Genomic DNA, 11,787 nt, shown 5'->3' with positions numbered 1-11,787 from the left:
TGTCTTGCCGATGTCCGGCCCGCCGCTCTCCGGCCATGGATTCTCCTTTCGCTTGCAATGGGATGCATGCAGCGGCCGGCTTTATTGCGATATCCATTCGAGCCGCCGTCCGTCCCAGCCCAGGACCGAGCCGTGCGGAACCGGCAGAACGGCCGAAGCGTTGCCCCCATATCCCGCCAGGAGGTAATAGAGCGTGCGAATATTGCCGGAATGTGTAACCAGGATCGGCAGGCCGTCGGACGGCAGGTCGCGCAGAAGGCCGCGCATGGCGTCGGCCGCGTCGGCATGGCTCTGGCCGCCAGGCGGCGCGAAGGCCCAGCGGTCCTGCTTGCGCGCGCGGCGCTCCTGCGGAAACCGCGCCTTGACCTCCAGCGTCGTCAGCCCCTCCCAGGCTCCGAACGCGATTTCACGCAGCCGCTCGTCTGTGCGCAGCATCTCCGCAGGAACACCGGTTTGGCGGCAGATCTCCTCGGCCGTTTCGACGGCCCGGCGCAAGGGCGACGACAGGACGACGACGCGCCGGCGCGCGGCCCGGTCGGCGGCAAGCAGACCGGCGAGCGTTTTGGCAGCCTCGGCCGCCTGGCGGCGCCCGCTCGCGTTGATCGGTATATCGCAATGGCCCTGAAACCGGCCCTGCCGATTCCATTCCGTTTCGCCGTGCCGCAGCGCGTAGAAAGGCGCGACGGCGGTGAGTCGCGGGCTGGGTGGCTGCAGGGACTTATCCATCCATTCCATTTCCACTGCGGTATTTGCAGGTCAGGGCGCGCATCATCCGTTTCAATGCAGACATTGCTGCCCCTTTTATGCCTTTTTGGGCGGTAGCCAATGCGCCGGTGACACGATAAATCACGCGGCGTTGCCACCGTCTTAGGAGAAGGCATGCGAATTCTCGCCTACAAGCCGGGCCATGACGGCCATGTCGCCGTCGTCGAGGATGGGCGGCTGGCCTACTCGGTCGAAGCGGAAAAGGATTCCGGCCCGCGCTATGCGCCGGCTTCGCCCGAACTGATCCTGCACGGCCTGTCGCTTCTGGACGGTCCGCCCGACGTGGTGGCCGAATCGGGCTGGATGCGCTCCTTCCGGCCCATGGCCGATCCGATCGGCGCGGGCTATTTCGGTCTCGGGCCCGACACGATCGTTTCGCGGCCGCAGCGCTATATGGGCCGCGACGCGCACTACTTCTCGTCCTCGCACGAGCGCTCCCACCTGATCGGCAGCTACGCCATGTCGCCCTTCGAGCAGGGCCGGCCGGTCTACGCGCTGGTGTGGGAAGGCGTGCTCGGCCATTTCTACCGCATCGGCGCCGATCTGACGATCGAATGCCTTGGCACGCCGATGAGCGGGCCGGGCCACAAATACGGCTTTGTCTACGGCCTGGCCGATCCGACCTATCCGGCCGATGCCCGCAAGATGCGGCGCGAAGACGCCGGCAAGCTGATGGCGCTGGCGGGGCTGGGAACGGCCGGGCCGATGAATGGCGCCGAACGTGCCCTGGCGGAGCGCCTGTTTGACTGGGACGCGCGCAAGGCACCGCATTCCAAGGCCGATTTCCGCGACGATCCGTTCTTCAATATCGGTCTCGACAATCCTGCCTTCCATGATTTCGCGCGCAGGTTCCAGGAGGCCATGTTCGAGCGCTTCTGCGGTTTCGCACGCACCGTTGTGAACGAAAAGCTGCCGTTGCTCGTTTCCGGCGGCTGCGGGCTGAATTGCGACTGGAACAGCGCCTGGACGGAATGCGGGCTGTTCGAGGATGTCTTCGTGCAGCCTTGCGCCAATGATTCCGGCTCGGCGATTGGCACGGCGGCGGACGCCCAGTTTCACCTGATCGGCAATGCCAAGCTCGACTGGAGCGTCTATGCCGGCGAAGAGTTCATCATCGACGAGGCCGATCTGTCGGGCTTTGCCCGCCAGGAGCGCGACGACGCGGCGGTCGTCGAGATGCTGGCGAACGGCGCCGTGCTTGCCTGGGTGCAGGGGCGCTACGAGATCGGGCCGCGCGCGCTCGGCAACCGCTCGCTGATCGCCGCGCCCTTTACGAGCGAGACCCATGCCCGCCTCAACGCGATCAAAAAGCGCGAGGGCTTTCGCCCGATCGCGCCGATCCTGATGGATGAGGAGCACGACCGGCTGTTCGACAATCACGGGCCGAGCCCGCACATGCTCTATTTCCAACGGGTCAGGACCGGCGCGCTGGCGGCCGTCACCCATGTCGACGGCAGTGCGCGCTCCCAGACGGTGACGCGGCAGGAAAACCCGCCGATGCACGCCTTGCTTGCCGCGTTCAAGCAGCGCACGGGCTATGGCGTCCTGTGCAACACGTCGCTCAATTTCAACGGCAAGGGATTCATCAACCGGCTGTCCGATCTCGCTGATTACGCAAGACAAACCGGCCTCGACGGCTTTGTCGTCGGCGACACGCTCTACAGGCGGACCTGACCGGCTATTTTTGCAGCAATTGCGGCGCACTGGCGAAGCGGCCGGCCGGATGGCGCGCCAGCGCCTCCAGCAAGCTGACGAGCGAAGCCCATGCCGTCTCGTCGTGGACGAGATGGTGGGTGAGCAGGCCGATATGGTGCTGCCCCGTTTGCCGCGCGGTCTGCAGTGCGGCGGCCGTTTCGGCGGCAACGACCTCGGCGGTCTTGCCATGCCGGTCGCCGCGCCAGTCGATCAGATCCACATGGGTGTTCACCTGCGGCAGGGGCGAGGGAAAGCGCTTCCAGCCGAAGCCCGACAGGGCGGCGAAACCGGCTTCGTGGACGCGCGCGGCAACGGCGTTCGACATGCGGTTCCACGGCGGAACCAGGATCGGCTCCAGATGCTGTGCGAAAAGCTGCGAAAGGCGCTCGCGTCCCTGCCGCAACTCATCGAGCACATGGTCCACGCTGCGTGCCGGACCGGTGTCGAACAGTTCGGTCTTCTTGACGTTCGCAGGGGCGTGGTTTTCGTGGCGATAGCCGTGCTGGCAGACCGTGACGTTGGCGCTTCCGGCCAGGCGGTCGGCCAGCGCTGCGGTCGCGGGCAGGGGGATCACGGCGATCAGCGCCGGGCAGGCGAAGTCGTCGCTGATCGCGAGCAGGCGATCGAGAGCAGGTGAGGGCGCAACCGCATCGTCGTCGCGCAACCAGACGGAGGCGACGGTGCCTGCGGCCTGCCAGACGTCGAGTTCTGCGGTCAGGTCGGCCAATGCGTTTGCAAGCCCGTTCATTTCGCGTTGGCCAGTTCATCAAAGGCGCGGCGGAAGGTTGCGCTCGCCGCCTCGATGCCGTGACGCGCCTGCACATGGCGTTGCCCGGCCGCGCCCAGCCGCCGGCGCAGCGCGGGGTCGTCGAGCATCGTGGCAATTGCGGCGGCGTAGCCGGCGGCGTCGCCTTCATCGACCAGAAGACCGGTGGCGTCGCCGGCAACGACATCGGGCACGCCAAGCGAACGCAGCGCGACGACCGGCAGACCGTTGGCCTGGGCCTCCAGGTAGACCATGCCGATCGATTCGCGATAGCCGGGCCAGGCGAAGATGGCGCTCTGGCGCATCCATCCCAGCACCGCCTCGCGGGCGAGTGCGCCGGCGAGGTGGATGCGCTTGGCCTCCAGGAACGCGAAACGTTCCCGCACCTCGTCCATTCCGGGACCGTTGCCGACAATGACGAGGTTCCAGCGCCGATCGCGGATTTGCTCAAGGGCATCGGCGAGCAGCCGGTAGCTGGCCATCTTCTTGCCCGGACGCATCATGCCCACCGCGAGGATGACGGGATCGTCGTTATTAAAGACGGACGGAGGTGCAGAGGCGGGCCGGGCGCGCGCCGCCTCGATATCGATGAAGGGGGCGAGCGCGACAATGCTGCCGGTATCGGGCAGGAAGCTCGACAGGTAGTCGAAATCCGAGCGTTTCATGCAGAAATTGGCCGCGGCCTGGCCCACGGCCTCCTGGACCGCCAGGCGCCCCGGCATCCAGTCGGCATCGGTGTTCTGGCGGGTGCGGCAGGCCTCGACCGTCGCATAGGGAATATCGAGCGCCTTCGCCACACTCGGGCCGATCCAGTCCGGCGCCTTGCAGTAGGGATGGTAAGTCAGCCAGAGCTGCGGGCGTTCTGTGGCGGGACGTGCCTCAAAGTCCGCCAGGATCGTCCTGGCGGCAGCCATGCCCTCGCTGCGCCTGGCCTCGAATAGCTCGTGCGAGGGGCGTTTCTGGTAGGCAATGAAGAAAGACGCCTGTTCCACCGTGCAGCCGGCATGGCCGAGTGCCACCATGATGAGGCGCGCGATCTCCCGGTCACCCGAGGCGATCGGATGGTCGGGCGGCTTCATCGGGGCATAAAAGGCGACCCGCCTGATCGTGCCGTCAGCGATAGGCATCGAGGGACGATCCGGCGAGAATGGCGCTGACGATGTCGGCTGTCGTTTCCGCGCCCCCCAGGTTGATCGCGCCGTAATCCGGCGTGGGAGCGGCCATTGCGCGCGCTATCGCCGCCGCAAGGCCCTCGGCGCTTTCGTCCTGCGGCCAGAGCACCGTTGCCAGGCCCCGTTGTTCCAGAATGCCGGCACGGCGCAACTGCTCGGTCTCCTCGCCGTCGGAGAGCGGCACGACGATGGCACGGGCGCCGGAGCGGAAGATGTCGGCCGCGGTGTTGTAGCCGGCGCGCGAGATCGACAGCCGGGCATGCGCCATCTGCGTGCGCAGATCCGGCAGGAATTCGTGGATATCGACATTGCCGCCGGCGAGCGCGGCGACCTTTTCGCGCAGGTCCGGCGCCACATTGACGCCGGTGACGATGCGCCAGCGGGCATCCTGCAAGACGCTGAGGGGCTTTGCCGCGGCGGCGGCGAGCAGCAGTTGCGCGCCCATGACGCCGCCGCCGACACTGACGATCACGTCGCAGGGGCCGCCGGCAGGCTCGGCCCTGGTGTCTTCCTTCGATGGCGCGACGATGCCCGTATAGAGCACCTTGCCGGCAAGCCGCTCGTAGCAGGGAAAGGTGTCTTCCAGGCGCACGAGACGCCGATCGCCATGGACGAGCACATGACTGAAATAGCGCTCGACCATGTCGGCGGTCTCGGCGTCGCGCACGGGCTTGCGGTTTTCCTGCAGGATGTCGCGAATGGAGGAAACGACCACAGGCGGATTTTTCCGCGCGCTTGCCGCTTCCAGCATGGGCAGGAGCTCGAAATGCATCTGACGGCGACCGAAAGGGAAGGCCTCGGTGATGATCATGTCGGGGGCGGTCTTTTCCAGGATCGCCAGCAGCATGTCGCAGCGCTGCTGCTTGTAGGCGTCGTCGACGGCCACGCCGTCGGGCGTTTCCAGCTTTCCGAAGACGGTCGAACCGGCGCGCAGCGGCGGCAGATAATGAACGCTGGCGCCTTCGCCGTCGAAATGCGGGATGCGCGCGCCGCCATAGACGAGATGAACGTCGAACCCGCGCTTGACCAGTGCGGCGACGACGCGGCGCGCCCTGAAGACATGGCCGACGCCCATGAGATGCTGCACGTAGAAGAGTATGGTTTGCACAGGAACGACTGCCGCTCTAAAGAGGCCGCGCCAAGACCGGCGCCCGCAAAGCGTGTTGCCACCGGTGTCATTCGGGGTCAATACATAGTGCAGACCCTTATGCGCGAGTCGCGACCTTGACCGTCGACATCTCCAAGCTCCCGGATACGAAAACGCCCTACGGCGCGCAGCAGCCAGGCATGGCGGCACGCCTGGCATGGCAGGTGGCGACGAACCGCTATCTCCCGCGCGAGATACGCCGGCGGTTGCGCAAGGCGGTCGCGGCGCGGTTCGCCGGGCCGTTCGACGTCGAGGCGGACGGGGTTCGCCTGCGCGTCTATCCGGCAGAAAACCATTGCGACCGAACCGTGCTCGGACGCGGACATCTGCCCGAGGCGCCGGAACGGGCGCTGATCGCACCGCTTCTCAAGCCCGGCATGGTTTTCGTCGACATCGGCGCCAATGTCGGCGTCTACAGCCTGTTTGTTTCCGAGCGTACGCAGGGCTCGGCGCGCGTTATCGCCTTCGAGCCGCATCCGCGCAGTTTTTCCAAGCTATGGTTCAACTGCACCATCAACGGTTTTGGCAAGATCAACTGCATCAACGCTGCCGTCGGCGGGCAAAGGGGCGAGGCGTCGCTGTTCAGCGACGGCGGCGGCAATGTCGGCGGGGCGTCTCTGCGCGGCGGGGCGGTCGTACCCAATCGCAGCGACACGGTTTCGCTCGTCGGTCTCGCCGAGACGCTGGCCGCGCTCGATATTGCGGTCATCGATCTCCTCAAGATCGACGTCGAAGGCTACGAGGACGAAGCTCTATTGCCGCTGTTCGAGGCCGATGCCGCTCTTTGGCCGCGCCATATCCTGCTCGAAACGGTGCATGCCAAGCTGTGGGGTCGCGATGTCGGTGCGGCGTTGCGTGCCAACGGCTATCGCGTCAGCGGCGAAACGGTTGAGAACAGCCTTTTCAGCCGGATGTAGGCTTGGCAATGCGCCGCTAGAACATGTGCATTTCGCTCAAACGGAATCGTTCGAGCGAAAGGCACATGTTCCAACATATCGATATGCGCGCTAATCAGGGCGGCGCAGCCCTTATCGGATGTCATCCCGGACGCGACATCACGCTTTCCTGCGCAGTCCGGCCGATTGTTCCGCATGCGTCGGCTCGGCCACGTCGCGTCCGACGCTGATATAGGTGAAGCCGTAGCGGGCCGGCTCCTTGCGTCGGTGAATGTTGCGCAGATCGATCATGACTGGAGTGCGCATGGCCGATTTCAGCTTCATCAGGTCGAGCGCGCGCAGCACGTTCCATTCCGTCATGATGACCACGGCGTCGGCGCCGCTCGCAGCGTCGTAGGGATCGTCGAACCAGTGCGTTTGCGGAAACAGCGCTCCGGCGGCATCGGCAGCCTGCGGATCGAACCCTCTGATGCCGACGCCGGCCTCCAGCAGATGTTCGACGACGGTCAGCGCCGGCGATTCACGCAGATCGTCCGTTTCCGGCTTGAACGCCACGCCGAACAGGGCGACCTGCTTTCCGGTCGGCTGGCCGATCGCCTTGAGAACGCGCTGGGCCATACTGCGCTTGCGCGCCTCGTTGGTGGCGATCGTCGCCTTGACGAGACCCTGCGGCGCGCCGACTGCGTCGCCGAAAGTTGCCAGGGCGCGCGTGTCCTTGGGAAAGCAGGAGCCGCCAAATCCCGGTCCGGCGCGCAGGAACAGGTCGCCGATGCGCGGATCCATCCCCATGATGTCGGCGACCTCCATCACGTTTCCGCCGGTCCTTTCGCACAGATCGGCGATTTCATTGATGAATGTCACTTTGGCTGCGAGGAAGGCGTTGCAGGCATATTTGCTGATTTCGGCATCCTCGAGAGAGGTCACCTTGACGATGGTGTCCTGCATCTGCAGCGGCCGGTAGAGCTGTTCCGTCACCGCGCGCCCGTGATCGTCATGGGCGCCGATGACGATGCGGTCGGCCTTGAGGAAATCCTGCACGGCCGAGCCCTCGCGCAGGAACTCCGGATTGCTGACGACGGAGAAGCGCAGATTTGGCCGCAACTGCGCGATCCGGTTGCGGATGCGCGCATTGGTTCCGACCATGACCGTGCTCTTGGTGATGACCACGACCCCATCGGACAGAAGGGGGGCAATCTCTTCGACCGAGGCGAAAATCTGCGACAGGTCGATTTCGCCCGTGTCCTTCGTCACCGGCGTGCCGACTGCCAGGACGACGGCGTCGGCCCATGGCACGACGCCGGCCGGATCGGTCGTGAAATGGAGATGCCCGCTCGCACTATGGGCGCGAATCATCGGTTCGAGCTGCGGCTCATAGATGGGGCATTCGCCGCGGTTGAGCCGTTCGATCTTGGATGCGTCGCGGTCGACGCATGTGACGTCATACCCGAACCCGGACAGGCAGGTACCGCTGACGAGGCCGACGTAACCGGTCCCGATGACTACGATCTTCAAAGCACACTCCTGCTACTTTGGCCTGGATCACCGTTGATCAGCGATCGCGGCGGCTGCAATTCACCGTCGTGCCGGGTGTTTCGGCCAACCCCTCGACTTTGTCGCCGCCAGCCTACGACAGTTTGACGACTTTGTCGCGACGCCGGCTCAGGCGCCGCCATAATAGGCGCGATACCAATCAACGAAGGTGCCGACGCCCTCGCGCACGCTCGTTTTGGGCGCGTAGCCGAAGGCCTCGGCAAGCAATGTGACGTCGCTGTGCGTGTCGGGAACGTCCTCGCTGCGCCGCGGCAGCAGATTTTTCTCCGCCTTCATGCCCAATGCGTCCTCGATCGCCTCGATATAGCTGGTCAGCTTCACCGGGCGTGTGTTGCCGATATTGTAAATCCTGAACGGTGCGCCGCTGCTCGCCGGGTCGGGCGTCTTTCCGTTCCAGTCCGGATCGGGCCGCGCAGGTGCGTCGGCAACCATCAGCACGCCGGCCACCACGTCGTCGATATAGGTGAAATCGCGCGTGTGATTGCCGTGGTCGAAGACGTCGATCGGTTTGCCGGCGAGGATGTTGCGGGTGAAGATCGACAACGCCATGTCCGGGCGTCCCCACGGGCCATAGACGGTGAAAAAGCGCAGGCCCGTGGTCGGCAGGCGGAAAAGATGGCTGTAGGCATGCGCCATCATCTCGTTGGCGCGCTTGGTCGCGGCGTAGAATTGCAGCGGATGGTCGGCGGGCTGGTGCTCGGAAAAGGGCAGGGCGGTGTTGGCGCCGTAGACGCTGCTGGTGCTGGCATAGACCAGGTGGGAAACGCCGTAGTGGCGGCAGGCTTCGAGAATGTTGGTGAAGCCGACCAGATTGCTTTCCACATAGGCATGCGGGTTTTCGAGCGAGTAGCCGATGCCGGCCTGGGCGGCGAGATGGATCACGGTGTCCGGCTTTTCGTCGCCAAAGCACTTTTCGATGGCCGCACGATCGGCGAGGTCGGCGCGGATGAAGCTGTAGCGCCCTTTCGAGGCGGCGGCGGTCTTGTCCAGTTCGGCCAGCCGCGCTTGCTTCAGCGCCGGGTCGTAATAGTCGTTAACGGAATCGAAGCCGATCACGTCCTGGCCCCGCTCGAGCAGTTGCCGGGCGACGTGAAAGCCGATGAATCCCGCATTGCCAGTTACCAGTACAGTCAACGAATTCAGGCCTTTACGATAGTGTCCTTGACGATCGAGCGGCGCCCGAAGGCGTTGCGCGTGTCGATGATCAGCCGTGCGTGCCGGGCGATCAGCGTGTAGTCGACGGCATCGTGATCGGTGGCGATGAGAACCGCGTTGCACCGGGCGATGTGCCCGGCCGTCAGCGGTACCGATTTTATGCCCTCCGCCCAGGGGTGGTGCCTTGTCCGGGGAACCTCCGCAACCAGGGGGTCGTGATAGAGAGGCTCAACGCCGCGCTCGCGCAGGAGCGCCAGCAGTTCGAGCGCCGGGCTTTCGCGCGTGTCGGCGACGTTCTTCTTGTAGGCCAGGCCGACGACGAGGATTTTTGCCGAACTGAGCGAGACGGATTGCCGGCGGTCGATCTCGGCCTCCGTTCTGCGCACGACATGGGCCGGCATGGCGACGTTGATCTCGCCGGCAAGCTCGACGAAACGGGCCGACAGGCCGTATTCGCGCGCTTTCCAGGTCAGATAAAAGGGATCGACCGGGATGCAGTGGCCGCCGAGCCCGGGACCGGGATAAAACGGCATGTAGCCGAACGGCTTCGTCGCCGCCGCGTCGACGACCTCCCAGATGTCGACGCCCATCGCCTCGTAGATCAGCTTCAGGTCGTTGACGAGGCCGATATTGACCGCCCGGAAGATGTTTTCGGTGATCTTCACCGCTTCGGCCGTGCGCAGCGACGACACCGTCACCACCTTCTCCACGACCCTGCGATAAAAGGCTTCGGCAAGGCGGGAGGCCTCTTCTCCGTCGCCGGACACGATCTTCGGAATGGAGGTGGTCGTGAAACTGTCATTGCCGGGGTCCTCGCGTTCGGGCGAATAGGCGAGAAAGAAGTCGGTTCCGGATTTGAGACCTGAGCCTTCGAGGATGGGCTGCAAGACCTCCTCGGTCGTGCCGGGGTAGGTCGTCGATTCAAGGACGATCATCTGGCCCGGCCGGAGAACGGAGGCGATCGTTTCGGCCGTGCGCTCCACATATTGCAGGTCCGGCTGGCGCTGCGGCGTCAGCGGTGTCGGAACGCAGATCATGATGACATCGCATTCGGAGAGGTCGGCCGCTTCGGATGTGGCGCGAAACAGCCCGGCGGAAATGTGGCGCCGCAGGTCCTCGCACGGTGCGGAAGCGATGTCGGATAGGCCGGAATTGATCCGTTCAGCGCGGTCCGTATCGATATCGAACCCCAGGGTGGCAAAGCCGGCGCGCGCCGTGGCCATGGCCAGTGGCAGGCCGACATAGCCGAGCCCGATGACCGCCGCCCTGGCGGACCCGTCCTCGATCTTCGTGAACAGGTCTTGTGCTGGAGCCATGATACGATGTCGCAATGTGTTCAACTGTTGCGTGAAGGTTGCGCCGCGCAGGTGGCAACCGCTAGTGGTTCGTTTCCAACATTTGCATCCCATCTGTATCGGCCCTGAGGGCAAATGTTGGAAACAAAAGAACCACTAGCAAGTTTATGATTCTAGTGGAACTTTTGAATTTGACATTCGATCTCTGGGGCGACATCGAGTGCGTATCGAATGTCAAATTCGTTCCACTAGCATCATGCCGCCGCTTCGACAATATGTGCGACGATGGGGCGGCTTGCTACCCGACCTGGCCATCAGGCCAGCAGCACGCCCTCGGCCACCTTCACCGCGTGGCCTCCGATGCGCGCCGCCGTCATCGCCTTTTGGGCAATGTCGATTTCCAGGCGGATGCGTGAGGGGCGGCCCATTTCGATGCCCTGCTCGATCCAGTAGCGATTGGGACCGTCAACCGGCGCATCGAAGGCATGGATGGCGCCGGCGAATGCGGCCGCGGCCGATCCTGTCGCGGGGTCTTCCAGGATGCCGTCATGCGGGGCGAACATGCGGGCGTGGAAGGCCGTGTCGTCATCGACCGTTTCGCGGCAATAGACATAGGCGCTGGGCAGGATGTCGCCGTCGCGCGGCGCAACCTCGAGCCACATCTCGGCGTTGACGGCCGCGCGAGACGCTGCGTCAAGGCCCCGGACCGGCACGCAGACATAGGGAACGCCGGCCGTCCAGGCGCTTGGACGGTGGTTTTCGAGATCGATGTCGCGCGCATCGAGGCCGAGTGCCGCGGCCACGAGTTCCGGCTCCGCCGACAGGGGAATCGGGGAGGGCAGGCGCGGCAGGTCGATCTCGGCGAAAGCGGGTTTGCCGGCATGGTTCGAAACCGCGCAGCGTACCGCGCCGATCTTTTCTTCCAGCACCAGGATGGCTGCGCCCGACGGGTTGCGTTCGCCGCCGTCGCGCTCATAGAGGCAGATGGCTGCGCCGACGGTCGGATGGCCGGCGAAGGGCAGTTCGATGCGCGGGGTGAAAATGCGCGCGGACGCGCTGTGCGCCGGCATTTGCGGCGGGCTTACGAAGATCGTCTCCGACAGGTTGAATTCGCCGGCGATCGCCTGCATCGCGTGGGTATCAAGCCCTTCGGCATCCAGGACGACGGCGAGCGGATTGCCCGCCAGGGCCTTGTCGGTGAAGACGTCGTAAACCTCGTAGCGTCTCTTGTTCATGCGCGGCCTCCTGATCTGGAACTGCTCTAGCAGGTTGCTGAAAAACTCCAACAATGGCACGGGAATTGTGATTCACTCGGCTGGGAGCGATGGAGTGATTTGCGATGCGC

General features: G+C 64.7%; 10 protein-coding genes. 2 read left to right on the top strand and 8 right to left on the bottom strand.

The window, feature by feature from the left end; genetic code table 11:
- Nucleotides 1-81: 81 nt before the first annotated feature.
- On the bottom strand, nt 82-726 hold the full coding sequence (locus GM909_RS08290) for a histidine phosphatase family protein (RefSeq protein ID WP_198174179.1): 645 nt from the start codon (nt 724-726) through the stop codon (nt 82-84).
- Between the two features lie 153 nt (nt 727-879).
- Here GM909_RS08290 and GM909_RS08285 point away from each other — a divergent pair, with 153 nt between their 5' ends.
- Nucleotides 880-2,439 (top strand): carbamoyltransferase C-terminal domain-containing protein, encoded by a 1,560-nt coding sequence (locus tag GM909_RS08285; protein WP_157015756.1) that lies wholly within the window; start codon nt 880-882, stop codon nt 2,437-2,439.
- Nucleotides 2,440-2,443: 4 nt separating this feature from the next.
- On the opposite strand, the gene GM909_RS08280 is transcribed toward GM909_RS08285, so the two are convergent.
- The 3 genes from GM909_RS08280 to GM909_RS08270 are packed head-to-tail and all read right to left on the bottom strand — an operon-like array spanning nt 2,444 to nt 5,506.
- Nucleotides 2,444-3,208, bottom strand: coding sequence for a polysaccharide deacetylase family protein (locus GM909_RS08280; RefSeq protein WP_157015755.1), 765 nt, complete (start codon nt 3,206-3,208; stop codon nt 2,444-2,446).
- On the bottom strand, nt 3,205-4,353 hold the full coding sequence (locus GM909_RS08275) for a glycosyltransferase family 4 protein (protein ID WP_157015754.1): 1,149 nt from the start codon (nt 4,351-4,353) through the stop codon (nt 3,205-3,207). Before GM909_RS08275 ends, GM909_RS08280 begins: the two co-directional genes overlap by 4 nt.
- Nucleotides 4,340-5,506, bottom strand: coding sequence for a glycosyltransferase family protein (locus GM909_RS08270; RefSeq protein ID WP_198174178.1), 1,167 nt, complete (start codon nt 5,504-5,506; stop codon nt 4,340-4,342). Before GM909_RS08270 ends, GM909_RS08275 begins: the two co-directional genes overlap by 14 nt.
- A 116-nt stretch (nt 5,507-5,622) precedes the next feature.
- Here GM909_RS08270 and GM909_RS08265 point away from each other — a divergent pair, with 116 nt between their 5' ends.
- Nucleotides 5,623-6,462, top strand: a complete 840-nt coding sequence (locus tag GM909_RS08265; RefSeq protein ID WP_198174177.1) for an FkbM family methyltransferase — start codon at nt 5,623-5,625, stop codon at nt 6,460-6,462.
- Between the two features lie 138 nt (nt 6,463-6,600).
- Here GM909_RS08265 and GM909_RS08260 read toward each other — a convergent pair whose 3' ends face one another.
- The 4 genes from GM909_RS08260 to GM909_RS08245 all read right to left on the bottom strand — a co-directional run bounded on the left by GM909_RS08260 (nt 6,601) and on the right by GM909_RS08245 (nt 11,677).
- Nucleotides 6,601-7,953 (bottom strand): UDP-glucose dehydrogenase family protein, encoded by a 1,353-nt coding sequence (locus GM909_RS08260; RefSeq protein WP_157015751.1) that lies wholly within the window; start codon nt 7,951-7,953, stop codon nt 6,601-6,603.
- Between the two features lie 147 nt (nt 7,954-8,100).
- Nucleotides 8,101-9,126: an NAD-dependent epimerase gene (locus tag GM909_RS08255; RefSeq protein ID WP_157015750.1), complete on the bottom strand. Its 1,026-nt coding sequence runs from the start codon at nt 9,124-9,126 to the stop codon at nt 8,101-8,103.
- A 5-nt stretch (nt 9,127-9,131) separates the two neighbouring features.
- A complete protein-coding gene (locus tag GM909_RS08250) occupies nt 9,132-10,463 on the bottom strand; it encodes a nucleotide sugar dehydrogenase (RefSeq protein WP_157015749.1) in 1,332 nt (443 codons plus the stop codon).
- A gap of 293 nt (nt 10,464-10,756) precedes the next feature.
- Nucleotides 10,757-11,677 carry a PhzF family phenazine biosynthesis protein gene (locus tag GM909_RS08245; protein ID WP_157015748.1) on the bottom strand — a complete coding sequence of 307 codons (921 nt, stop codon included), beginning with the start codon at nt 11,675-11,677 and terminating at the stop codon, nt 10,757-10,759.
- Nucleotides 11,678-11,787: the final 110 nt, after the last annotated feature.

The organism is Mesorhizobium xinjiangense, assembly GCF_009749525.1.
Lineage (GTDB): Bacteria > Pseudomonadota > Alphaproteobacteria > Rhizobiales > Rhizobiaceae > Mangrovimarina > Mangrovimarina xinjiangensis.
The sequence above is the reverse complement of the archived record's forward strand: the minus strand, read 5'-3'. Positions and strand labels throughout refer to the sequence as shown.